22 protein-coding genes are annotated in these 22,879 nt (G+C 57.9%); 8 read left to right on the forward strand and 14 right to left on the reverse strand.

What is annotated here, in order from left to right; translation table 11 throughout:
* Positions 1–184 precede the first annotated feature (184 nt).
* The 3 genes from C1949_RS05140 to C1949_RS19745 all read right to left on the reverse strand — a co-directional run bounded on the left by C1949_RS05140 (position 185) and on the right by C1949_RS19745 (position 3,529).
* Positions 185–1,060 (reverse strand): glycosyltransferase family 2 protein, encoded by an 876-nt coding sequence (locus tag C1949_RS05140; RefSeq protein WP_104737393.1) that lies wholly within the window; start codon positions 1,058–1,060, stop codon positions 185–187.
* The gene (locus tag C1949_RS05145) at positions 1,057–3,027 is read right to left on the reverse strand and encodes a hypothetical protein (RefSeq protein ID WP_104737394.1); all 1,971 of its coding nucleotides are present in this window, start codon (positions 3,025–3,027) and stop codon (positions 1,057–1,059) included. The genes C1949_RS05140 and C1949_RS05145 overlap by 4 nt, the downstream gene beginning before the upstream one ends.
* Before the next feature lie 79 nt (positions 3,028–3,106).
* Complete coding sequence (locus C1949_RS19745) at positions 3,107–3,529, reverse strand: pilin (RefSeq protein ID WP_104737395.1); 423 nt, start codon at positions 3,527–3,529, stop codon at positions 3,107–3,109.
* 305 nt (positions 3,530–3,834) lie between these two features.
* On the opposite strand from C1949_RS19745, the gene pilB reads away from it, so the two are divergent.
* Genes pilB through C1949_RS05180 form a run of 6 tightly spaced genes read left to right on the forward strand, consistent with a single transcriptional unit; the run spans position 3,835 to position 9,446 of the window.
* A complete protein-coding gene (pilB, locus tag C1949_RS05155; protein WP_104737396.1) occupies positions 3,835–5,535 on the forward strand; it encodes a type IV-A pilus assembly ATPase PilB in 1,701 nt (566 codons plus the stop codon).
* 3 nt (positions 5,536–5,538) lie between these two features.
* Positions 5,539–6,795: a type II secretion system F family protein gene (locus C1949_RS05160; RefSeq protein WP_104737397.1), complete on the forward strand. Its 1,257-nt coding sequence runs from the start codon at positions 5,539–5,541 to the stop codon at positions 6,793–6,795.
* Between the two features lie 3 nt (positions 6,796–6,798).
* The gene (locus C1949_RS05165) at positions 6,799–7,671 is read left to right on the forward strand and encodes a prepilin peptidase (protein WP_104737398.1); all 873 of its coding nucleotides are present in this window, start codon (positions 6,799–6,801) and stop codon (positions 7,669–7,671) included.
* A 34-nt stretch (positions 7,672–7,705) separates the two neighbouring features.
* Positions 7,706–8,308 carry a dephospho-CoA kinase gene (gene coaE / locus C1949_RS05170; RefSeq protein WP_104737399.1) on the forward strand — a complete coding sequence of 201 codons (603 nt, stop codon included), beginning with the start codon at positions 7,706–7,708 and terminating at the stop codon, positions 8,306–8,308.
* Positions 8,305–8,496, forward strand: coding sequence for a DNA gyrase inhibitor YacG (gene yacG / locus C1949_RS05175; RefSeq protein WP_104737400.1), 192 nt, complete (start codon positions 8,305–8,307; stop codon positions 8,494–8,496). The genes coaE and yacG overlap by 4 nt, the downstream gene beginning before the upstream one ends.
* Before the next feature lie 2 nt (positions 8,497–8,498).
* The gene (locus tag C1949_RS05180; protein ID WP_104737401.1) at positions 8,499–9,446 is read left to right on the forward strand and encodes a Nudix family hydrolase; all 948 of its coding nucleotides are present in this window, start codon (positions 8,499–8,501) and stop codon (positions 9,444–9,446) included.
* A gap of 50 nt (positions 9,447–9,496) precedes the next feature.
* Here the strand turns inward: C1949_RS05180 and ispH are convergent, their stop codons facing one another.
* The 6 genes from ispH to murJ all read right to left on the reverse strand — a co-directional run bounded on the left by ispH (position 9,497) and on the right by murJ (position 16,880).
* Complete coding sequence (gene ispH, locus C1949_RS05185) at positions 9,497–10,441, reverse strand: 4-hydroxy-3-methylbut-2-enyl diphosphate reductase (RefSeq protein ID WP_104737402.1); 945 nt, start codon at positions 10,439–10,441, stop codon at positions 9,497–9,499.
* A gap of 48 nt (positions 10,442–10,489) precedes the next feature.
* Positions 10,490–10,921, reverse strand: a complete 432-nt coding sequence (gene fkpB, locus C1949_RS05190; protein ID WP_104737403.1) for an FKBP-type peptidyl-prolyl cis-trans isomerase — start codon at positions 10,919–10,921, stop codon at positions 10,490–10,492.
* Between the two features lie 45 nt (positions 10,922–10,966).
* On the reverse strand, positions 10,967–11,464 hold the full coding sequence (gene lspA, locus C1949_RS05195) for a signal peptidase II (protein WP_104737404.1): 498 nt from the start codon (positions 11,462–11,464) through the stop codon (positions 10,967–10,969).
* Positions 11,457–14,282 carry an isoleucine--tRNA ligase gene (ileS, locus tag C1949_RS05200; protein WP_104737405.1) on the reverse strand — a complete coding sequence of 942 codons (2,826 nt, stop codon included), beginning with the start codon at positions 14,280–14,282 and terminating at the stop codon, positions 11,457–11,459. The genes lspA and ileS overlap by 8 nt, the downstream gene beginning before the upstream one ends.
* 23 nt (positions 14,283–14,305) lie before the next feature.
* Complete coding sequence (gene ribF / locus C1949_RS05205) at positions 14,306–15,232, reverse strand: bifunctional riboflavin kinase/FAD synthetase (protein WP_104737406.1); 927 nt, start codon at positions 15,230–15,232, stop codon at positions 14,306–14,308.
* 70 nt (positions 15,233–15,302) lie between these two features.
* Complete coding sequence (gene murJ / locus C1949_RS05210; RefSeq protein ID WP_104737407.1) at positions 15,303–16,880, reverse strand: murein biosynthesis integral membrane protein MurJ; 1,578 nt, start codon at positions 16,878–16,880, stop codon at positions 15,303–15,305.
* 217 nt (positions 16,881–17,097) lie between these two features.
* Between murJ and rpsT the strand changes: the two genes are divergently transcribed.
* Positions 17,098–17,370: a 30S ribosomal protein S20 gene (gene rpsT / locus C1949_RS05215; RefSeq protein WP_083725310.1), complete on the forward strand. Its 273-nt coding sequence runs from the start codon at positions 17,098–17,100 to the stop codon at positions 17,368–17,370.
* Positions 17,371–17,558: 188 nt separating this feature from the next.
* On the opposite strand, the gene proB is transcribed toward rpsT, so the two are convergent.
* The 4 genes from proB to rplU all read right to left on the reverse strand — a co-directional run bounded on the left by proB (position 17,559) and on the right by rplU (position 20,661).
* Positions 17,559–18,677 (reverse strand): glutamate 5-kinase, encoded by a 1,119-nt coding sequence (proB, locus tag C1949_RS05220; protein ID WP_104737408.1) that lies wholly within the window; start codon positions 18,675–18,677, stop codon positions 17,559–17,561.
* 86 nt (positions 18,678–18,763) lie between these two features.
* On the reverse strand, positions 18,764–19,969 hold the full coding sequence (gene cgtA / locus C1949_RS05225) for an Obg family GTPase CgtA (protein WP_104737409.1): 1,206 nt from the start codon (positions 19,967–19,969) through the stop codon (positions 18,764–18,766).
* Positions 19,970–20,067: 98 nt separating this feature from the next.
* A complete protein-coding gene (gene rpmA / locus C1949_RS05230; RefSeq protein WP_088274866.1) occupies positions 20,068–20,325 on the reverse strand; it encodes a 50S ribosomal protein L27 in 258 nt (85 codons plus the stop codon).
* A 24-nt stretch (positions 20,326–20,349) separates the two neighbouring features.
* Positions 20,350–20,661, reverse strand: coding sequence for a 50S ribosomal protein L21 (gene rplU / locus C1949_RS05235; protein WP_104737410.1), 312 nt, complete (start codon positions 20,659–20,661; stop codon positions 20,350–20,352).
* Positions 20,662–20,915: 254 nt separating this feature from the next.
* Between rplU and ispB the strand changes: the two genes are divergently transcribed.
* Positions 20,916–21,884, forward strand: coding sequence for an octaprenyl diphosphate synthase (gene ispB, locus C1949_RS05240; protein ID WP_104737411.1), 969 nt, complete (start codon positions 20,916–20,918; stop codon positions 21,882–21,884).
* A 275-nt stretch (positions 21,885–22,159) separates the two neighbouring features.
* On the opposite strand, the gene bamJ is transcribed toward ispB, so the two are convergent.
* Entirely contained in the window at positions 22,160–22,777 is a 618-nt protein-coding gene (gene bamJ, locus C1949_RS05245) for a BamJ family beta-barrel-assembly machinery protein (RefSeq protein ID WP_104737412.1), read from the reverse strand.
* Positions 22,778–22,879 lie beyond the last annotated feature (102 nt).

Genomic DNA, 22,879 nt, shown 5'->3' on the forward strand with positions numbered 1-22,879 from the left:
GATATGCCCACTCAGTATGCTGAGGCATCTGGCTTGGCTCTATTGTTGGGATCATGCCTGAGGATTACTCACAATAACCGGAGCTGAGAGCCTCGCACTATGAATGCGACTGTTTCCGACAAAACTAGCCGTGGCAACACCAGCCAAGGGTATCATCTCCCTTATCCCTCTTGACCAAGGCACCTCAACTCCCATCCTTATACATCAAGGCAGTAATCTGCTCCGATATCAGCCCCATCAGAAAGACCATTACACTGCCTGTGTAAAGAAGCGCACTCATATTCGTGAAACGCCCGTCCACAATCAAGGTGTATCCATACCAGAGTGTGGCAATAAAAAACGCCAACACAGATACTGGTGCAAACAACTTCAACGGTGAATACAAGGTGCCAATCTTGAATATAATCAACAGAAATCGCACACCATCCTTCAATGGCTTTATATGGCTTTTACCAACACGCTGAGCGGCGTGGATCGGCTCGTATGCGACTGAATAACCAGCTCGAAAAAACGCCATAGTTGACGTAGTCGGGTAGGAAAACCCGTTAGGTAGCAGGTACAGGAACTCCCGGAACTTATCGGCCCGCACAGCGCGAAAGCCTGAGGTCAGGTCCTCGACTTCGTGACCTGTCATATAGGTCGCCAATCTGTTGTAGAAACCGTTTGCCAACCCACGCCCAACGCTGGCTTGAGAGCCTTGCTGCCGGGCACCGACAACTAGGTCGTATCCCTCACCAATGCGAGCAAGCAGGCGCTCAATATCTGCCGGGGCATGCTGGCCGTCAGCATCCATAAAGACGATGACGTCACCGGTGGCGAGCCTTGCGCCCGTTTTAATCGCGGCACCATTGCCTTTGCTGTACGGATGACGAGGAACAACACAGCCTGCAGCTTCCGCGATTGCCTGTGTTTCATCGCTGGAGCCGTCATCAACTACGATTACTTCCCGCCACTTAGCAACTGCATGAAGCTGTTCAAGCAAAGCCGCCAAACTAGCTGACTCATTCTTCGCGGGAATCACAATGGAGACATCAGATTCCTTCACCACGCCTTCGATCATTCGTCTCGCTCCTGCGTTCCACCCGTTGAACCCTGCGCTATTTCCTCAAGAACGCCAGCCTTTATCTCATCAAGTACGGCCTTAGTCATAGCTCCTTTGCTATCAGCCACAAAGGGATATCTTCGGTCGATCGCCTTAAGCGCTTGTTCAAGTTGATTGGTCGCCATCGCCACCTTCAGTTGATACTGCAAAACCGGAAGCGCGACAGGGGAAGACGCCTCGGCCTTTAGGAGATAGGCATCCCGCTCTGAAGCTCGCCCTAAGTCTTCCGCCACCGCCGCAGCCAGGAAGTATATACGGGTGCTAATGTGGTTGATTTTAAAAAGCTGGCTGTCGGAAAGCGCCTCAATCAAGGCAAGAAGATCATTACCGCTCAGGTCGCCACACCTGCCCTCTTGAATCAGCTCGCGCAAACCAAACAAACCGTCGACAACAGAACGCGGCTTTTCTGCGCCCGCTGCAAAAGAAACAGTGCCGCGCAAGCGCGCCTTTGCCTCGTCAAACCGGTTCAGTTTGCAGGCGTATCCTATTGCCTGAAGTCGAACACTGACGCAACCCGGGCAGTGTTCGATGGTTCGATCCAGAAGCGAAAGTGTATATTCATAGCGCTGCCTGCGTATGTACTGATAATTCAGATCAGCAACATTCTCATCTGCCCCAGATAGCTCCAGGAATACCGCATGAGTAACTGCACGTGAAGAGGCAGGTTTCTCTGCTGCCCACACATTGGCCGCTTTTATCGGCTGCCCCCACATAGACGTAACAGAAAGCAACACAGCCCACTGCAGCAAAACGAACAGCGCAAACGAAAACACAGCCACTCGCCGGTAGACCATCGGAACACTGACTACGGCAACAGTTAACGCCAGGCAAACCCCATACATCGGGAGATAATTGCGATGTTCAAAATACAGCTCCAGCTGGATAGTTGTGGACTCCAGCAGATGCCCGAACATAAACCAAAGCACCGCAAATAGCAGCCAGCGACTCCTGCCGGACAGGTGCAGCCAAACACCAAGCACCAGTGCCAGCAACCACGCAAACGCAGCGACGGCGGAAGACAGGCTATCGACCGTGCGCGGGTAATCATCATGGAAGGGGCCAAATAAGGATGGCATGGGCACAAACAATGCACGAAGATAATCCCACAAAACAACTTGCTCTATTTGCAGTCGCTCCCAGGCGCTGTAACCTCGCACATCAGAGACTGAAAAATAGTCGCGCATAAGAGGCGAGAGGTAAATCAAGAACACTGCTAACGCTAGCAGCAATACTACAAACCGTAGTTTATGGACCCAATGACCTGGAGACCGCAACACATCTCTTCGTACAAGAGTCTCGATAGCAAGTGCAAAAAGTGGCGTTAGCGCGCCACTTTCCTTGCTGAACATGGCCAGCAAAGTACCCAACCCAAGTAAAGAAAACTGGCAAAACAGCCCGCGAACAGGTGAACTTGCGTAGAGCCGATAGGACCAGGTAAAACCAACCAAACCCAAGATGCTGAATAGTGCTGCCAGCCCGGTCATACGCTGGATTGCTATTAGCGAGGTTGACGCCAGCAAAGGCAAGCCAGCCCACAATAAAGCCGCACCAAATGCTACCCAAAATGCCTTGCCGCGCGGTAACGACAGGCTGAGCCGCACGCACATATAACCCAGCAAACCTAACAATGTTGCGTTGGCTAGGTGGATCAAAGCATTCACAAACAGCAATGAGGCACTGTTTTCTGGCCAACCCGAAGCCTGCAAAGCAAAAGAAGCAAGTGCGATCGGCCTGCCTAGCGGACCGGCAAAACCGCCAAATACGAACTGCTTCGCGGAATGCAGATCAACGATCTTGCTCAGGCCTTCCAGATTTCCATAGTCGTCGTAATAAAGCGCACCACTAAAACCCTGCTTGTAGACCGCAAAAAGCAAAGCAATAGCTAGCACCGCAAGCAGAAATCTAACCCCGGCCATATTACTCATTGCATTCCACACACCCTATTTCCTTACCATAAAAAAGCCCCGCAAAGCGGGGCTTCTTCAACTCAAAAACTCGAGTTCATTAACGGCAGGAGCCCGGCAGCCAAGCATTCTTGCCATTGCCACTGATGTTGCCAGAGCAGATCCACTCAGTGATGTGGAAAGAACCCTGATAGACCGGGGACAGCTCGATTTCCACACCAGCGATATCGTCTTGGCTGTCAACCGTTACAACACCATTGGTAGAAACCTGAAGGTCAGTAGCGTACCTGGTCGCAGTGAAGTCACCACCGCACTGGGTCAGGTCAGCGTCACGGCCAGCAGATTGGACTGTCTCAGTAACACAGGTGCGAGCAGAGCTGGCAGCCAGAACAACTTCAGACATTTTGGCACGAGCAGTGTAGTCCTGGTAAGCCGGCAGTGCGATAGCAGCCAGAATACCGATGATCGCAACCACGATCATCAGTTCGATGAGGGTAAAACCCTTTTGAACTTGAGCTTTCATGTATTTACTCCTTTAAGTGAAATAGCCAAGCGGCTGAACAGATGAAAGCAAAAATCACGCCAGCGTGCAAAGTGCTGTATTGCGGCCTAGGAACTACAGCACAAAACCTACTGGGCGAACCTATCAAGACACCGCACGACAGAAAGTGACATTTTTTGTCACATCTACACATTCACTATAAGCACGTGAAAGGTACCGACTCTGACAAACCGCTCACAGCAAGCAGATCCCCACAGTTCAATCCCAGCGTCGTCTGTACTATAGTCTGCAGCATTGACGTTTTTGCAGATTGGGACTATCGCCACATGGAAACCCCCGCTCTTTCAGGGCTCGCGCGACGTATTGTGCAGGAAGGCCTCATCGAGGCTGAAGTGGCAGCCAAGGCATGCCAGCAGGCAAACCAGGACAAGATTCCGCTCATCACGCATCTAGTGCAGAAAAAGCTGGCAGATGCCAAATCTCTCGCCATGACCTGTGCCGAGGAGTTCGGCTACCCCTATTTCGACCTGGGTGCGCTGGACAAAGAGGCCCAGCCCAAAGAGTTGGTCAGTGAAAAGCTGGTCCGTCAGCACAACGTGCTACCGCTATTCAAGCGCGGATCTCGCTTGTACCTTGGTATATCAGACCCGACCAACCAGCAGGCACTGAGTGACGTTCAGTTTCACACAGGCCTGATGACCGACGCCGTTATTGTCGAAGATGACAAACTGCTCAACGCCATAGAGAAGTACCTAGACAGCCCGACCGGTGGCTTGGGTGACATGGGCGATGCAGACCTTGATGACCTTGATGTACAAGCGGTTAAGGACGACAACCAGTCAGACGGCGGTTCTGAGGCAGACGACGCCCCCATCGTGCGTTTCGTCAACAAGATGCTGCTGGATGCCGTGCGCATGGGCTCCTCGGACTTGCACTTTGAGCCCTATGAAAAAATGTATCGGGTGCGCTTCCGTACCGACGGCGTGCTGCATGAGGTGGCCAAGCCGCCGGTGCAGCTTGGCGTGCGCATCGCAGCACGCCTGAAAGTCATGTCGTCGATGGATCTGGCCGAACGTCGCAAGCCACAGGATGGCCGCATCAAGCTGAAGATATCCAAGAACAAGGCAATCGACTTCCGGGTTAACACGCTGCCAACCCTTTGGGGTGAAAAGGTGGTGCTACGTATTCTCGACTCGGAAAGCGCCAAGATGGGCATTGATGCCCTGGGCTACGAGGAGGACCAGAAGCAGATGTATCTGGCAGCCTTGGCCAGACCGCAGGGCATGATTCTAGTCACCGGCCCGACCGGCTCAGGCAAAACAGTCTCGCTGTATACCGGCCTGAACATCCTCAACACGATGGAACGCAACATATCCACTGCAGAGGACCCGGTTGAAATCAACCTTGAAGGCATCAACCAGGTCAACGTAAACCCTAAGCAGGGTCTCGATTTTGCCCAAGCGCTGCGCGCCTTCCTGCGTCAGGACCCGGACATCATCATGGTGGGTGAGATCCGCGACCTGGAAACCGCCGAGATTGCGATCAAGGCTGCCCAGACTGGCCATATGGTCATGTCGACGCTGCACACCAACAGCGCAGCCGAAACCCTGACCCGCATGCGCAATATGGGCGTGCCATCGTTCAACATTGCCACCTCCGTCAACCTGATCATCGCCCAACGACTGGCCCGACGCCTGTGCAAGACCTGTAAAACCAAGATAGATGTCCCTCGCGAAGTACTGCTTGAAGAGGGCTTCACTCCGGAAAAAATTGATGCAGGCCTAACAATTTACGGGCCCGTGGGTTGCGAAAACTGCAAAGACGGTTATAAAGGACGTGTTGGTATCTATGAGGTCGTCAAGATCACCCCAGCGATGCAGCGCATCATCATGGAAGACGGCAACTCTATTCAGATCTCTGACGTAGCCCAGAGTGAGGGTTTCAGAAACCTGCGCCAGTCCGCCCTTATGAAAGTAACAGAGGGTGTCACTAGCCTGGCGGAAGTCAACCGAGTGACCAAGGATTAAGTCATGGCGCAACAAGCCGCATTGAAGAAGAAACCCGCCAGGAAGGCCAAGAAAGAAGAGAAGCTTTACCCCTTTAAATGGGAAGGCAAGGATCGCAAGGGCACCAGAATCGATGGCGTCCTGCAGGGTGAAAACGCCGCACTGGTGAAGACCCAGCTGCGCAAACAGGGCATCCTGGTTACCAAAATCAAGCGCGAGTCCGCCCTATTCGGCAAACGCCCCAAGCCGATCAAGCCGCTGGACATCGCCTTTTTTACTCGCCAGTTGGCGACCATGATGGAATCCGGCGTCCCCATTATCCAGTCCTTCGAAATCATCGCCGAAGGCGCCGAAAACCCCAGCGTCGGCAAGCTGGTCACCGAGATCAAGACCGATGTTGCTGCCGGTAACACCCTGGCGGACTCTCTGCGACAGCACCCCAAGTACTTCGACGATCTGTTCTGCAACCTGGTTGAGTCCGGTGAGCAATCAGGTCGACTCGAGTCGCTGCTGGACCGTATCGCAACTTATAAAGAGAAAACAGAAGCCCTCAAGGCCAAAATCAAGAAGGCAATGACCTACCCTGTAGCAGTCATTGTGGTCGCGATCATCGTGACGTGCATCATGCTACTGAAAGTGGTACCCGCATTTCAGGACGTCTTTGCTAACTTCGGTGCCGAACTACCTGCATTCACCCTGTTTGTAATCGGCATATCTGAATGGCTGCAATCATGGTGGTTTGTAGCTCTCGGACTAATCATCGCAATAGGTTTTGCATATTCCCAAGCTCATCAAAGATCAAAACCCTTCCGCGACTTCGAAGACCGCGCACTTTTAAAAGCACCAATCGTTGGCGATATCGTTTATCAGGCTGCCGTGGCCCGTTACGCACGAACCCTGTCCACTACCTTTGCTGCAGGTGTGCCGCTGGTGGATGCCCTGGATTCGGTCGCCGGTGCTTCCGGTAACGTGGTGTTCTACAACGCAGCAATGAAGATCAAAGAAGACGTATCAGCTGGCTCACAGCTCAACTTCTCCATGCGCGCCACCAAGGTTTTCCCCTCTCTGGCGACCCAGATGACCGGGATTGGCGAAGAGTCCGGTAACCTGGACGGCATGCTGGAAAAAGTCGCCGATTATTATGAGGCAGAGGTAGACAACAAGGTGGACAACCTGACCACCCTGCTGGAGCCGATGATCATGTCGGTGCTGGGTATTCTCGTCGGCGGCCTGATTGTCGCCATGTACCTGCCGATCTTCCAGCTGGGTAACGTCGTTTAACACATGCCGCTCATTGACTATCTGGCCAGCCACGCGCTGGCCTTTGTTTTGCTCGCAGGTCTGCTGGGCCTGATTGTCGGCAGCTTCCTCAACGTCGTCATTCACCGCCTGCCACATATGATGGAGCGGGAATGGCGTCAACAGGCCCTCGAACTACTCGAACCCGACACAGAACCCCCTGCAGCAGAAACCTATAATCTGCTGTTGCCGCACTCACACTGCCCGCACTGCAAAACCGAGATCAAGGCCTGGCAAAACCTGCCAATCATCAGCTACCTGATTCTCCGCGGCCGCTGCGGCCAGTGCCGCCATCCGATCAGCGCTCGCTACCCGCTGGTGGAAGCCTTGACCGCCGCCCTCTCAATGGTGGTTGCGTGGCAGTACGGCTTCAACTGGGCTGCAGGTGGCATGATCCTGCTGACCTGGGGCTTGATCAGCCTCAGCATGATCGACGCCGACACCCAGCTACTGCCGGATGCACTGGTACTCCCCTTGCTCTGGCTCGGCCTGATTGCCAATAGCCTTGGCCTCTACACGGATCTCAACACGGCTTTATGGGGAGCCATCGCAGGTTATCTAAGTCTCTGGTCAGTTTATTGGCTGTTCAAGCTGATTACCGGTAAGGAAGGCATGGGCTATGGCGACTTCAAGCTGCTCTCCATGCTGGGCGCCTGGGGTGGCTGGCAAATTTTGCCGCTGACGATTTTGCTGTCTTCACTGGTTGGCGCCATCCTCGGCATTATCATCCTCAAGACACGGGGAGCAGACAACAGCACGCCTCTGCCCTTCGGGCCCTATCTGGCGATTGCCGGCTGGATAGCACTGATCTGGGGTGAGACAATCACCAGCCAGTATCTGCAGTTCGCCGGCTTCTGATAGCAGCCGGCTCCATCCCGAGGAGCAGTACCCGATGATCATTGGCCTGACTGGCGGTATCGGCAGCGGCAAAACCGCTGCCGCTAATCGCTTTGCCACCGCACACGGCATCCACGTCGTCGATGCTGACGAAAAATCCCGCGTCGTAGTTCAACCCGGCAAGCCAGCCCTGCAACACATTGTTGATCGTTTCGGTGACGCCATTCTGCTGGAGGACGGCAGCCTCAACCGCGCAGCGCTGCGTGAACAGGTTTTTGCCGCGCCCGCCGAGCGCCAGTGGCTGGAACAACTTCTACATCCGCTGATTCGAGATGAGATCATCACCGATTTGAAGTCCGCCAGCTCACCCTACGCGCTACTGGTGTCGCCGCTGCTGGTTGAATCGGGGCAGAACGCACTGACCAAGCGCGTCATCGTGGTTGACGTACCAGAAGCCGTGCAGCTGAGTCGCACGGTACAACGCGACGCCGTGCCGGAAGCACAGGTACGCGCAATCATGCAGGCTCAGGCACAGCGTGAGGAGCGCCTCCGTCACGCTCACGACGTACTGACCAACGGCAGCGACCTGGCAGCCTTGCATGCGCAGGTAGACGCGCTTCACCAGCGTTACCTTCAATTGCTGGAGACACAATCATGACACTCACCGTCAACTGCCCCACTTGCAAGGCGCCGGTAACCTGGGACGACAGTTTCCCGGAGCGGCCTTTCTGCAGCCACCGGTGCCGATTGATCGACCTTGGAGCCTGGGCGGCAGAGGAGCACGTCATCGAGGGTCGCGCCGACGACGAGCAGGACGTCTTTTCCGAAGACTTGCCGGAGCGCTGAGCATGCGCCGCATTCACGTCATGGCAGCAGTCATTCGCGACGCAGATCGCCGAATTCTAATTGCCAAGCGCCCGGACAGTGCGCATCAAGGCGGCCTATGGGAGTTCCCCGGCGGCAAACTTGAAAAGGGCGAATCACGTCATGAGGCGCTTCGGCGTGAGCTGCGCGAAGAACTGGGCATTGAAATTGACGACGCCCGCCCACTGATCGGCCTGCATCACGACTACCCCGACAAGCATATTCAGCTGGACGTATGGGAAGTCAGCTCATTCAGGGGCTCGGCACACGGCGCCGAGGGTCAGCCAGTGCTGTGGGTGCGCGAATCCCAGCTGCCCCAATTCAGCTTTCCCGCTGCCAATCAGCCGATCGTCACGGCTGCCCAGTTGCCTGATCGCTATCTGATCACCCCGGACTGCAACGAGCACGAGCTATTCAGTGGCATTGAACGTGCAATCGACTCGGGCATTCAACTGATTCAACTGCGTCAAACCCAACTCAACGCTGACCAGTACAACGAACTCAGCAAGCAGGTGCTTGCACGCTGGGGAGCGCAGGTGACCTTCATGCTCAAAGGCGAAAGCCCCCCTACCGAGAGCAACACTGGCTGGCACCTCACCGCCGCCCAGCTTCGCGAGCTTGTCCAGCAGCCAACACCAGTTCGTCCGCTGCCAAAGGGTCGCTGGTTAGCGGCTTCCTGCCACAATGCAGAAGAGCTGCAGATGGCGGAAATGCTGGAGGTGGATTTTGTAACGCTGTCGCCGGTTTTACCCACGAAGACTCATCCCGACGCCCTACCCCTCGGCTGGGAAAGCGCCCATGCCATGCTAAGGCGCTGCCGCCTACCAACCTACCTGATGGGTGGGCTGACGCTGGCCGAGCTGAATACCGCCCACCACGCTGGCGCACAGGGCATTGCCGGTATCAGGGGGCTGTGGCCGAGCAGCCAGTAAGCGTTCGGTCAACGACAGTGCAACGCCTGCGGGCGCGGCATGCCGCGCCCCTACAGCTGTACCACCCGTAGCTCTTTCGGCATACTGAAAACGATGTTCTCTTCCTTGCCGGCCAGCTCTTCAGCCCCCGTAGCCCCCTGTGCATGCAAGTGCGCGATGACCTGACGTACCAACACATCAGGCGCTGATGCACCAGCGGTGACGCCGACAATTTGCACACCTTCAAGCCAGCTCGCCTGAATCTCTTCAGCACCATCAATCAAATAGGCAGGCGTACCCATGCGCTCGGAAAGCTCACGCAGACGATTGGAGTTGGAACTGTTTGGGCTACCCACCACCAGCACCACATCACAGGAACTCGCCAACTGCTTGACCGCATCCTGACGATTCTGAGTGGCATAGCAGATGTCATCCTTGCGCGGCCCGTCAATCGCCGGGAAGCGTGCCCGAAGGGCGTCAATCACCCGCGCTGTATCGTCCATCGACAAGGTGGTCTGGGTCACGAAGGCCAGACGCTCCGGGTCCTTGACGTCCAGTCGCGCGACGTCTGCCTCATCCTCAACCAGATAGATTGCGCCGCCGTTGCTGGCGTCGTACTGCCCCATGGTGCCTTCAACTTCAGGGTGACCGGCGTGACCGATGAGGATGCATTCGCGTCCGTCACGGCTGTAGCGGCTCACTTCCATATGCACCTTGGTCACCAGAGGGCAGGTGGCATCGAACACTTTGAGGCCGCGATCCGCTGCCTCCTGGCGCACCGCCTGGGATACACCATGGGCGCTGAAAATGACGATCACATCATCCGGTACCTGATCGATTTCTTCGACAAACACCGCGCCGCGATTGCGCAGATCCTCGACCACAAACTTGTTATGGACGACCTCGTGCCGCACGTAGATTGGCGGACCGAACACTTCCAGCGCGCGATTGACGATCTCGATGGCTCGATCGACGCCAGCGCAAAAGCCGCGGGGGTTGGCCAGTTTGATCTGCATGAAAAGCCTCGCTGGAGTATCAAAAAAATGGACTGACCGGTAGCGCGATCAGCGAACGTCGACGATCTCGACGTCAAAGGTGATGACCTTGCCGGCCAGCGGATGATTGAAGTCAACCTCGACCACCGAATCATGCACCTGCTTGACCACGCCGGGCAACTCACCGCCGGCGGCGTCGGCAAAGATCACCAACAGGCCCGGCTCCAGCTCTATTTCGTCAAACTGGTCACGGGCGATGGTCTGGATATTCTGCTCGTTGCCCGGCCCGAAGCCGCGCTCGGGCTCGATGTCAAAACTGCGGCAGTCGCCAGCCTTGAGACCGAACAGCACCTGTTCGAAACCGGGCAGCAGGCTACCGTCACCGACCTTGAATGTCGCTGGCTGCTTGTCGGTTGTGGTGTCGACCACGTCGCCATTAGGCAGCTTGAGGGTAAAGTGCAGGGTTACTTCGGACTCGTGACCAATACGCGTTTCTGTCATGGGAATCTCGCCTGGAAAGCCGGGCCCGCTTACGCGGACCAGCGGTCAATTTTGCTCCGGCTTCCTGCCGAAAAACATGTCGAACAGCAGCAATGCCGCACCAACGGTAATGGCGCTGTCGGCAATATTGAAGGCCGGAAAGAACCAGCTCTGCTGCCAGTGCACCAGAATGAAGTCAATGACCTTGCCGTGAATCACCCGGTCATACAGATTACCGATGGCGCCACCCAAAATCAGTGCCAACGCGATGGCTTCTAGCTTTTTGCTGCGATCCAGCCGCGCAAGCCAGACACACAGCACTACGCTCACAACGACTGCGATGACGGCAAACAGCCAGCGCTGCCAGCCACTGGCGTCAGCCAGAAAGCTGAATGCAGCACCGGTGTTGTAGGCCAGCGTAAAGCTGAACAGGTCATCGATGATCGGCACCTGCTGATACAGCTGCAGCTCCGACACAGCCACCCATTTGGTCAGTTGGTCGAGCACGATGACCAGTACCGACAGCGCCAGCCAGATCAAACTGCCCTTGCGGACATCAGGCATGCTTGCGTACCTCACCGGCGCCTTCGATATTCTCGACGCAGCGACCACAGATATCCGGGTGAGCGGCGTGGCTGCCGACGTCGGCGCGCAGGTGCCAGCAGCGCGCGCACTTGGCAGCGCCAGACTTGACGATCTGCAGCTTCAGCCCAGCCACGTCGGTCTCTACCGCCTGCTCGCCCGCCTCGGCCAGCGGTGCCAGAGTGGCCTGCGACGTGATCAGCACGAAGCGTAGCTCGTCGCCCAGCTGGGCCAGCGCAGCGCGCAGGCTGTCGTCGGCGTAGAGGGTAACTTCGGCTTCCAGGTTACCGCGCAGCACCTTGGCATTGCGCAGGTTTTCCATTTCCTTGTTGACCGCTTCTTTCACACCCATTACCTGAGCCCAGAACTCGCGGCCCAAGGCCTGCCCTTCCGGCAGCGCCTCAAGCCCTTCGTACCAGGTGTTGAGCATGACCGAGTCACTGCGCTCACCCGGCAGGTACTGCCACAGCTCTTCAGCAGTGAAGCACAGGATCGGAGCAACCCAGCGTACCAGCGCCTCGGCAATGTGATACAGCGCAGTCTGGCAGGAACGACGCGCCACGCTATTGGCCTGTGTGGTGTACTGACGGTCCTTGATGATATCGAGATAGAAGCCACCCAGCTCCTGCACGCAGAAGTTATGTACCTTCTGATAAACGTTCCAGAAGCGATAGGTCTCGTAGGCCTCGACGATTTCCTGCTGCAGCAGCAGAGCACGGTCAACTGCCCAACGGTCCAGATCCAGCATCTGCTCAGCCGGCAGCGCGTCGGTCGCCGGGTCGAAGCCGCTCAGGTTTGACAGTAGGAAGCGCGCGGTATTGCGGATACGACGATAGGCATCGGCGCTGCGCTGCAGGATCTGATCGGAGACGGCAATCTCGGCGGTGTAATCGGTCGAAGACACCCACAGACGCAGAATGTCGGCCCCCAGGGTATCGTTGACCTTCTGCGGCGCGATGGTGTTACCCAGCGACTTGGACATCTTGCGGCCTTTCTCGTCGACCGTGAAACCATGGGTCAGCAGGCCACGATAAGGTGCATGACCGTCGATCGCACAACCGGTCAGCAGCGACGAGTGGAACCAGCCGCGGTGCTGGTCAGAGCCTTCCAAGTACAGATCAGCGCGTGGCCCCTGATCGTGGCCCATCGGGTGCGAGCCGCGCATCACGTGCCAGTGGGTGGTGCCGGAGTCGAACCAGACGTCCAGGGTATCGCTGATCTTTTCATACTGGGCGGCTTCGTCGCCCAGCAGTTCGGCCGCATCCAGGTTGAACCAGGCATCGATACCCTGCTGCTCTACACGCAGGGCAACCTGCTCGATCAGCTCAACGGTGCGCGGATGCAGTTCGCCCGACTCGCGATGCAGGAAGAACGGAATCGGTACGCCCCAGTTACGCTGACGGGAGATACACCAGTCCGGGCGACCGGCGATCATGTTGTGCAGGCGCTGCTTGCCCCAAGCGGGGACAAAGTCAGTATCTTCAATGGCCTTGAGCGAGCGCTCGCGCAGAGTCTCGCCACCAGCGACTGGCACGTCCATGCCGACAAACCACTGGGCGGTAGCGCGGTAGATCAGCGGCGTCTTGTGGCGCCAGCAATGCATGTAGCTGTGCTGAATGCTCTGATGCTTGAGCAGCGCGCCCACCTCCTCCAGCTTGGCAACGATGGCCGGGTTGGCCTTCCAGATAAACTGGCCGCCGAAGAACGGCAGGTCCTGAACGTAGACACCATTGCTCTGCACCGGGCTGAGAATGTCATCGTTGTGCATGCCGTACTGCTTACAGGTACGGAAGTCCTCTTCACCATAGGCCGGAGCGGAGTGAACGATACCGGTGCCAGCATCAAGCTCGACATAGTCAGCCAGGTAAACCGGCGACAGGCGGTCATACAGCGGGTGACGGAAGTTGATCAACTCCAGCGCCGCACCGGTGGTAGTGGCGATCACCTCGCCTTCCAGGCCATAACGCGCCAGACAGTCGGCAACCAGATCCTCGGCCAGCACCAGCAGGCGCTCACCGGTATCAACCAGCGCGTAATTGAATTCCGGATGGGCATTCAGCGCCTGGTTGGCGGGAATGGTCCAGGGAGTTGTGGTCCAGATAACCATGGCTGCCGGCTTGGGCAGCGTATCCAGACCGAAGGCTGCCGCCAGCTTGTCGGCATCCTCGACCGGGAAGGCGACATCAATGGCGTCGGACTTCTTGTCCTGATACTCGACCTCGGCCTCGGCCAGCGCCGAGCCACAGTCAAAGCACCAGTTGACCGGTTTGAGGCCCTTGAACACCACGCCCTGTTCGACCATACGGCCCAGCGCGCGAATCTCGCCCGCCTCGTTGGCATAGTTCATGGTCAGGTAGGGATTGTCCCAGTCACCCAGCACGCCCAAGCGAATGAAGTCGGCCTTCTGCAGCGCAACCTGCTCGCCCGCGTACTCGCGGCAGAGCGCGCGGACCTGATCGGCCGGCAGATGCTTGCCGTGGGTCGTTTCCACCTTGTGCTCAATCGGCAGGCCGTGGCAGTCCCAACCCGGCACATAGGGAGCATCAAAACCCGACAGGGTCTTGGAGCGGACGATCATGTCCTTGATGATCTTGTTGAGCGCATGACCGATATGAATAACGCCGTTGGCGTACGGGGGGCCATCGTGCAGGACAAACTGCGGCCGCCCCTGGCTGACTTCCCGAATCCGCTGGTACAGGCCGTCCAGACGCTTGAGCGTCTGCGGTTCACGGTTCGGCAGCCCGGCCTTCATCGGGAAATCCGTGGCGGGCAGATTCAATGTCGCTTTGTAGTCGGTCATTTTCTATCAGGCTCTCGAAAAATTTACAGACCCCACTGGGCCCTGGCGGCAGCAAAATCGGCCTTGATCGCCGCCTGCAATGCGTCCAGCGAGTCGAAACGCTTTTCGTCCCGCAACTTCTGGTGAAAAACGACGGTCAGCCGGCGACCATACAGATCGCCGGAAAAATCAAACAGATGCACCTCTAGGTGCGCCTTGCCATCCCCACTGACCGAGGGGCGCTTGCCGATATTGGCCACGCCCTTGCGCACCACGCCGTCCAGCTCAACGCTGACGCGGTACACGCCATGCAGCGGCGGATTCACCCGCTTGAGCTGAATATTGGCGGTCGGCGCACCGATGGTGCGTCCCAGCTGTTGCCCATAAACCACCCGCCCGGTGATGCTGAACGGGCGACCAAGCAACAGCGAGGCAAGAATAAAGTCGCCGTCGGCCAGCACCTGGCGCAGGCGGCTGCTACTGATCCGCTCACCGCTCTCTGCAACCGTGTTGGCCGCCTCGACCGTAAAGCCATGAGCGCGACCACTTTGTTGCAAGAAAGCAAAATCGCCGGAACGATCACAGCCAAAGCGGAAGTCGTCACCCACCTCGAGGTGACGCACACCCAGGCCATCAATCAGCACCTGCTGCACAAACTGCTCGGCGCTGAGCTCGCGCAGCCTGCGATTGAACGCCAGGCACAATACCCGGTCCACCCCGTTCTGTTGCAGCAGCGTCAGCTTCTCGCGCAAGCGGGTCAGCCTGGGCGGCGCAGCATCGGGTGCGAAGAACTCGCGGGGTTGCGGTTCAAAGATCACCACGCAGCCGGGCAGACCAAGACGTTCTGAATGCGCTCGCAGGCGCGAAAGAATAGCCTGATGTCCAACATGTACACCATCAAAGTTGCCGATAGTGGCGGCGCAGCCCCGGTGCCGGGGCCGCAGGTTATGTAAACCGCGGACCAGTTCCATAATGCTCGTCAGTGGTGGGTAAATCGAAACGCCGCAGTATACAGGCTTGCGGGGTTGCTCGTCATGCCGTTCAACCCCGTGCGCCGCGCAGATCGCGCAGACGCAACCCCAGCGCAAACAGTACGCCAAGGTAGACCACCATACCCCCGACCACCAGCAATGCCATCTCCCAGGCCTTGCGCTGCCAGCCCCAGGACAGCCAATCCGCTGTTGCTGGCACCAGCCACAACAGTAGCGCAGCCATCGCGACAGTCGCGGCAAACAGGCGCAACGCAAATCGCGGCCACCCTGGCTGCGCATGATAGACACCGTCACGACGCAACCCCCACCACAGCAACCCGGCATTGAGCAGGGCTGACAGCGAGGTAGCCAAGGCCAACCCCACGTGCTGCAGCGGCCAGATCAGCAGCAGGTTGAGCCCCATATTGGAGACCATGCAGATAATGGCGATACGCACCGGTGTTTTGGTGTCCTGGCGGGCAAAGTAGCCGGGGGCCAGCACCTTGATCAGCATGAAGGTCATCACACCAACGGAGTATGCTCGCAGTGCAGCGGCTGACTGGCTAACGTCATCGCCGGTCATCGCGCCATAGTGAAACAGCGTGGCAATCAGCGGCTCGGCCAGCAACAGCAGCGCCAGCGCAGCCGGCACGCCCACCAGCAGCACCATGCGCACCGCCCAGTCCAGCGTGCGACCGAATGCCTTGAGGTCCTCACCGGCATGCTGGCGCGACAGCGCCGGCAGAATGACCGTACCGATGGCAATACCGAATGCCCCGAGCGGCAGCTCCGACAGCCGATCGGCGTAATACAGCCAGGAAATGCTGCCGGTCTGCAGAAAGGATGCCAGCACGGTATCCAGCAACAGGTTGATCTGGCTGACCGACACGCCGAACAGCGCCGGCACCATCAGCGTCATGATGCGCTTTACGCCAGGATCACGGCGATTGGGCCGCGGCACCGGCAGCAACTTGATCTGCGCCAGAAACGGCAACTGAAACAACAACTGGGCAACACCCGCGATAAACACGCCCCAGGCCAGCGCCATAATCGGTTGTGCGAAATAGGGTGTCAGGAACAGGGTCGCACCGATCATGCAGACGTTCAGCAGCACCGGCGTGAAGGCTGGCACTGCAAAACGGCCATAGCTGTTGAGGATCGACCCGCACAGTGCTGTCAACGAAATCAGAAACAGATAGGGAAAGGTGATGCGCAGCATGTCGGTCGCCAGCGCCAGCTTGGCGTCATCACCATGAAAGCCCGGCGCAAACAGGGTGATGATGACGGGCGCGCCGGCGACGCCAAGCGCGGTGATCCCGGCCAGCGTCAGCCCAAGCGTACCGGTCACTCGATCAACCAGCTGCCTGACCTCCGCCAGCGTGCACTTGGTGCGATACTCCGACAACACCGGCACAAAGGCCTGGGCAAAGGCACCTTCGGCAAACAATCGACGCAGAAAGTTGGGAATCTTGAAGGCGATGAAGAAGGCATCTGCTTCAGACTGCGAGCCGAAATAGGCAGCGACGACAATATCTCGCACCATGCCCAGCACCCGCGACAACAGCGTCATGACACTGACAACCAAGCCGGATCTAAGCAGACTTGGGGCCTTTGGTGCAGCAGGTTCAGGGACAGCAGGTTGAGACATGTAATATCGCACCAAAATAAAAGCGCCATGATAGCGGCGAGCACTTGCCCTTGTCAGGCTGCACGTGTGTAAAATGCCGCCACTTCGGCCACTGTGACCACCGGTCAACAGAGCCGTTCAAGCAAGCTCACACATGCTTGACAATCCGCAAGACCGGCGGCATAGTACGCGGCCTTGTTTGTACCTAATTCATCCAGATTTTCTGAGGAGCAAGACGGTGGCCAACTCACCTCAAGCCAAGAAACGCGCCAAGCAGGCCGAGAAGCGCCGCAACCACAATGCAAGCCTGCGCTCCATGGTCCGTACCTACATCAAAAACGTCGTTAAGGCGATTGATGCCAAGGACCTCGACAAAGCCAAGGCAGCCTACACTGCTGCCGTTCCGGTCATTGACCGTATGGCTGACAAAGGCATCATCAACAAGAACAAGGCCGCTCGCCACAAGAGCCGCCTGAACGCGCACATCAAGGCCATGGCTGAAGCCGCCTGATACCGCTGTTCTTGCTGAATAAAAAAACCGGCCTTGGCCGGTTTTTTTTGTGCCTGCAGAAAATATGCAATATTGCGGGCGCAACATGTCGCGTCCCTACAAGTGACCGACGCCCCTACCACCCCGTCATTTCAAACACCAACACGGCCTGACCCTTGCGGAGCCACGGCATGCCGTGGCCGCACAGATCACACCAGAACGAGATTATCTTTGTGCACCATCTCCGGGTCGTCGATATAGCCGAGAATGCCAGCAATCTCATCAGTCGTTTTACCAGCAATGCGTGACGCATCCTGCGCCGCGTAGTTGGCAAGCCCGCGCGCAACCTCTCGCCCGTCAGGCCCCACGCAGACCACCATCTCGCCACGCCGAAAACCACCCTCAACGGCGGTCACACCGACAGGCAACAAACTGGTTCTACCCGAACGTAAAGCCCGAACCGCGCCCGCGTCCAGCAGCAAGCGGCCACGCGTCTGCAGATGCCCCGCCAACCACTGCTTGCGCGCCACCAGCATACCCTTTTCCGACAACAGCAACGTACCCAGCGACTCGCCAGCATGCAGGCGGTCAATCACCCGATCCAGACGACCACCCACAATAACGGTTGCAGCGCCGGAACGGGCCGCTAGGCGTGCCGCTCGCAGCTTGGTTGCCATACCACCTCGACCGAGCGCCCCAGAGCTGCCACCCGCCATAGCATCCAGCTCCGGGTCGTCAGCCATCGCCGACGAAACCAACTCGGCGCCCGGGTTGCTGCGCGGATCAGCAGTGAACAAGCCATCACGATCCGTCAGAATAACCAGCAGATCAGCCTCGACCAGATTGGTTACCAGCGCACCCAGCGTGTCGTTATCACCAAAGCGGATCTCATCCGTGATCACCGTATCGTTTTCATTGATGACCGGAATAACACCCAGGTCCAGCAACGCGCGCAAGGTGCTGCGTGCATTGAGGTAACGCTTGCGATCAGAGAGGTCGTCATGGGTAAGCAGAATCTGGGCAGTAGACAAACCATGACGCTGGAAGCTCGATTCCCACGCCTGCACCAACCCCATCTGACCAATGGCTGCCGCCGCCTGCAGATCATGCGTTGTCTTTGGCCGCTCGCGCCAACCCAGCCGACTCATACCCGCCGCGACCGCACCGGACGACACCAGCACCACCTGAGCACCAGAAGCACGCAATGCCGCCAACTGCTCTACCCATACAGCCATCGCCGCCTGATCGAGACCACGTCCGTCGCCAGTCAGCAGCGCACTGCCAATCTTGACCACCCAGCGACGGGCCCCGGTTACCTTTTCACGCATGCTGATCCCATCAACAAAATGCTAAAGACAAACCGCGGCGGCAGCGGCGGCCACCGCGGAGTTCATCACCTGCCAACGCAGAGCAATCAGTGGACGTAGAAGATCTCCGGACCGTCCTCATCATCCTCGTCGTCGTCATCATCCAGATCATCCGCCGAAATACCCTGCTTGCGCAGCGCACGACGGTCATCCAGCGCCTGAATATGCGCGCGCGCCTCGTCCTCGATACGCTGATCCAGCTTGGCCATCTCTTCGGCGTACTCTTCATCCTCAACCAGGCGATGCTCACGCTCATCCAGCCAATTCATCACATCCTTGGCAAGCTCCGCGGTACCCATGCGCTCAGAGGCGGAAATGACATACACCGGACCTTCCCACTCCAGACGCTCGACCACATCATCCAGAATCGCCTGCTGCTCATCCTCCAGCAGCTGGTCGCACTTGTTCAGCACCAGCCAGCGCTCACGCAGCGTCAGCGAAGGACTGAACTTGCCCAGCTCATGGATGATAGTTTCAACCGCTTCCACCGGATCGGACTGATCCAGCGGCGCCATATCAACCAGGTGCAGCAACAGGCGGGTGCGCGACAGGTGCTTGAGGAAGCGCGTACCAAGACCAGCACCGTCAGCAGCACCGGCAATAACGCCCGGGATATCCGCAATCACAAAGCTGCGCAACTGCCCGACATCAACTACTCCCAGGTTCGGCACCATGGTAGTGAACGGATAATCAGCCACCTTCGGCTTGGCCGCAGAGACTGAGCGGATAAAGGTACTCTTACCCGCATTCGGCAAGCCCAGCAGCCCCACATCGGCGAGCACCTTCAGCTCCAGTTTCAGGTCACGCAGCTCGCCCAGCGAACCCTGCGTGGTCTGGCGCGGCGCCCGGTTCACACTGGACTTGAAACGGGTGTTGCCCAGACCGTGAAAACCACCCTGGGCCACCAGCAGACGCTGACCAGCCTCGGTCAGATCGCCAATGATCTCTTGGGTGCCGGCATCGATGATCGTAGTGCCGACCGGCACCGGAAGCACCATATCCTCACCCTTGGCACCAGTACAGTCACTGCCACGACCATTCTCGCCACGCTGCGCATTGAAGCGACGCGTATAGCGGTAGTCAACCAGCGTGTTCAGATTGGGGTCAGCCTCAAGATAGATGGAGCCGCCGTCACCGCCGTCACCACCATCCGGACCACCCTTGGGAATGAACTTCTCGCGACGGAAGCTCATGCAGCCATTACCACCATCACCGGCCTTGACCGTAATGGCTACCTCATCAACAAATTTCATTTATCTCCCCTTCCCAGGCGGGACGGGCTATTGGAAAAGATACGCTACAAACAAAAAAGCCCCGTCGCAAGACAGGGCTTTTCAGAAGCTGGGGCTTATCAGGCAGTTACGACACTAACGTAACGACGACCGAATTTGCCTTTGACTTCAAACTTGACCACACCTTCAACCTTGGCGAACAGAGTGTGATCCTTGCCCATGCCAACGTTCTTGCCGGGATGGAACTCGGTGCCGCGCTGGCGAACGATGATGTTGCCCGGAACGATGGCCTGACCACCATACATTTTCACACCAAGTCGTTTGGATTCTGAATCGCGGCCGTTACGCGTGGAACCGCCTGCTTTTTTGTGTGCCATGAGTCTTTACTCTCCTGAATCAGCTTAGGCAGAGATGCCGGTGATCTTGATTTCGGTGTACCACTGACGGTGGCCCTGACGCTTCATGTGGTGCTTACGGCGACGGAACTTGATGATGCGAACTTTATCACCACGACCGTGCGCGCTGACTTCTGCAGTCACCTTGGCACCTTCAACCACCGGAGCACCGATCTTGACGTCGTCGCCGTCTGCAACCAGCAGCACCTTGTCAAACTCAATGCTGGCGCCGGTTTCAACGTCCAGTTTCTCTACTTTCAGGAACTCGCCTTCAGCGACCTTGTATTGCTTGCCGCCGGTAACAATGACTGCGTACATGTTGCTTTCTCCGTAATCCTGCTCACCCAGCGCTTTAGAGGAATGGTTATTGGCTGGCATGGCTGCAAGTGACTTCGCCTATCGAAATCGACCTTGCCATTGTCAAAACAGGGATGCTTTATCTCAGGGCGCGGATTTTACTCAACCGCCCGACAATAAGCAAGCACCGCAATGTGCGTCAAACCCGCGTTCCTTGACAGTCCGAGGCCCGCAACCTAGCATGCCGCGGAACCTTTTCTGGAATTCTGCAATCAATGAGCACGTTGCCTTTCTACGAGCCGGTCGCCGGAGACTTTGCTGCGGTCAACCAGCTGATCCTGGACCAACTGCACTCCCGGGTACCCCTCGTGGAAAAGATCGGCCATTACATCATCAGCGCCGGCGGCAAACGCCTGCGCCCGCTGGTGGTGCTGCTCAGCGCCAGAGCCTGCAATGCCGATAGCCCGGACCAGCACAAGCTGGCTGCCATCATTGAATTCCTGCACACCGCTACCCTGCTGCATGACGACGTGGTGGACACCTCCGACATGCGCCGCGGACGCTCTACCGCCAATGCCCTCTGGGGCAATGCGCCGAGCGTACTGGTAGGCGACTTCCTCTATTCCCGCGCCTTCGAGATGATGGTTGCCCTCGGCGAACTGGACGTCATGCGCATCCTTGCCAACGCCACCAACGTGATTGCCGAAGGCGAGGTGCTGCAGCTGTCCAAGGTGCGCGACGCCAATACCGACGAAGCCACCTACATGGAAGTTATTCGCAGCAAAACCGCCATGCTATTCGAAGCCGCGTGCCACAGCGCCGCCATTCTCAGCAAGGCCAGCAGCGAACAGACCGAAGCACTACGCCAGTATGGAGACGCCCTTGGTATCGCATTCCAACTGATGGACGACCTACTGGACTACAGCGGCGACGCTGCCGAGATGGGCAAAAACGTTGGCGACGATCTGGCTGAAGGCAAACCCACGCTGCCCTTGATCTACACCATGCGCAATGGCACCGCCGAACAGGCCGCACTGGTACGAAGCGCCATCCAAAAGGGCGGCACGGACGATATCGCGCCTATCCGCGCAGCCGTCACCGACAGCGGCGCGCTAGATTACACTGCGCGCCTGGCAAACGAGCACGCCGACCGTGCCGTCGCACTGCTGGCAGCCCTGCCGCCGTCGGCTTATCGCGAGTCACTGGAGCTGCTGGCGCGCTTTGCAGTGAAACGCAGCTTCTAAGCGATTGCAGGCCCTCGCCGTGCAGAGGGCGCCACACCTGAAACCCAGCGGGTTGGCCCGGTCGCGCCGCGCCGTGACCCTACACAAGGATCGGAGCCAAGCGCACACCCGTAGGGGCACGGCATGCCGTGCCCGGGGTCAAGATTGCACGATACAACACCCGCCGGTGGATACCCCTCAGGCCGCACGGTCACGGCATGCCGTGACCCTACGCAGGGACCGGGGTTAGGCGCACGCCCGGCGACGGGTTGGACGCGGAACCGCGTCCAGACCTATCAAAGAACCTTGATCAGCTCGATATCGAAAACCAGGGCACTGTGCGGCGGAATGCTGTTACCCGCGCCACGAACCCCGTAGGCCAGCTCGGACGGGATGTACAGACGCCACTTGGCGCCTTCCTGCATCAGTTGCAGCGCTTCAGTCCAGCCAGCAATAACGCCACCCACCGGGAACTCGGCCGGCTGGCCGCGCTTGTAGGAGCTGTCGAAAACCTCACCAGAGATCAGAGTGCCTTCGTAGTGCGTACGAACGGTGGAACCCGCTTCCGGCGTTGCGCCTGTACCAGCCGTAACGACTTCGTACTGCAGACCCGACTCCAGGGTGATGACGCCCTCGCGCTTGGCATTCTCAGCCAGAAAATCAACGCCGGCCTGTGCGGCCTCTGCAGCCGCCGCTTCGGCAGCCGCCTGCATCTTGCCCTGCAGCACCTGGAACGCAGCCTGCAGCTCCGCTTCAGGCACCTGGCTAGCCTGCTGCTGGAAAGCATCTTTCAGGCCTGCAGCCACCAGCTCCAGCGCCAGGTCAGGGATGTTGCTGGCCAGCAGCTGCTCGCCCATCTGACGGCCAATGCCGTAGCTGACGCGCTTCTCGTCGGTATCGATAATGTTGCTCATGGCGAGCCTCCGGATGAAAAATTGGCCGACAAGCCTGACACACTGTCGGCAAAAATTCACCCAGTGCTGCGAATCCGCTACAATGCGTCGCTTTCTGCCCCC

Source organism: Halopseudomonas oceani, assembly GCF_002903165.1.
Taxonomy (GTDB): domain Bacteria; phylum Pseudomonadota; class Gammaproteobacteria; order Pseudomonadales; family Pseudomonadaceae; genus Halopseudomonas; species Halopseudomonas oceani.

What these genes read in the sequence shown, in the direction of transcription:
- C1949_RS05140 (WP_104737393.1), bottom strand. Translation starts at nt 1,060, where the DNA reads ATGATCGAAGGCGTGGTGAAGGAATCTGATGTCTCCATTGTGATTCCC.
- C1949_RS05145 (WP_104737394.1), bottom strand. Translation starts at nt 3,027, where the DNA reads ATGAGTAATATGGCCGGGGTTAGATTTCTGCTTGCGGTGCTAGCTATT.
- C1949_RS19745 (WP_104737395.1), bottom strand. Translation starts at nt 3,529, where the DNA reads ATGAAAGCTCAAGTTCAAAAGGGTTTTACCCTCATCGAACTGATGATC.
- pilB (WP_104737396.1), top strand. Translation starts at nt 3,835, where the DNA reads ATGGAAACCCCCGCTCTTTCAGGGCTCGCGCGACGTATTGTGCAGGAA.
- C1949_RS05160 (WP_104737397.1), top strand. Translation starts at nt 5,539, where the DNA reads ATGGCGCAACAAGCCGCATTGAAGAAGAAACCCGCCAGGAAGGCCAAG.
- C1949_RS05165 (WP_104737398.1), top strand. Translation starts at nt 6,799, where the DNA reads ATGCCGCTCATTGACTATCTGGCCAGCCACGCGCTGGCCTTTGTTTTG.
- coaE (WP_104737399.1), top strand. Translation starts at nt 7,706, where the DNA reads ATGATCATTGGCCTGACTGGCGGTATCGGCAGCGGCAAAACCGCTGCC.
- yacG (WP_104737400.1), top strand. Translation starts at nt 8,305, where the DNA reads ATGACACTCACCGTCAACTGCCCCACTTGCAAGGCGCCGGTAACCTGG.
- C1949_RS05180 (WP_104737401.1), top strand. Translation starts at nt 8,499, where the DNA reads ATGCGCCGCATTCACGTCATGGCAGCAGTCATTCGCGACGCAGATCGC.
- ispH (WP_104737402.1), bottom strand. Translation starts at nt 10,441, where the DNA reads ATGCAGATCAAACTGGCCAACCCCCGCGGCTTTTGCGCTGGCGTCGAT.
- fkpB (WP_104737403.1), bottom strand. Translation starts at nt 10,921, where the DNA reads ATGACAGAAACGCGTATTGGTCACGAGTCCGAAGTAACCCTGCACTTT.
- lspA (WP_104737404.1), bottom strand. Translation starts at nt 11,464, where the DNA reads ATGCCTGATGTCCGCAAGGGCAGTTTGATCTGGCTGGCGCTGTCGGTA.
- ileS (WP_104737405.1), bottom strand. Translation starts at nt 14,282, where the DNA reads ATGACCGACTACAAAGCGACATTGAATCTGCCCGCCACGGATTTCCCG.
- ribF (WP_104737406.1), bottom strand. Translation starts at nt 15,232, where the DNA reads ATGGAACTGGTCCGCGGTTTACATAACCTGCGGCCCCGGCACCGGGGC.
- murJ (WP_104737407.1), bottom strand. Translation starts at nt 16,880, where the DNA reads ATGTCTCAACCTGCTGTCCCTGAACCTGCTGCACCAAAGGCCCCAAGT.
- proB (WP_104737408.1), bottom strand. Translation starts at nt 18,677, where the DNA reads ATGCGTGAAAAGGTAACCGGGGCCCGTCGCTGGGTGGTCAAGATTGGC.
- cgtA (WP_104737409.1), bottom strand. Translation starts at nt 19,969, where the DNA reads ATGAAATTTGTTGATGAGGTAGCCATTACGGTCAAGGCCGGTGATGGT.
- rpmA (WP_088274866.1), bottom strand. Translation starts at nt 20,325, where the DNA reads ATGGCACACAAAAAAGCAGGCGGTTCCACGCGTAACGGCCGCGATTCA.
- rplU (WP_104737410.1), bottom strand. Translation starts at nt 20,661, where the DNA reads ATGTACGCAGTCATTGTTACCGGCGGCAAGCAATACAAGGTCGCTGAA.
- ispB (WP_104737411.1), top strand. Translation starts at nt 20,916, where the DNA reads ATGAGCACGTTGCCTTTCTACGAGCCGGTCGCCGGAGACTTTGCTGCG.
- bamJ (WP_104737412.1), bottom strand. Translation starts at nt 22,777, where the DNA reads ATGAGCAACATTATCGATACCGACGAGAAGCGCGTCAGCTACGGCATT.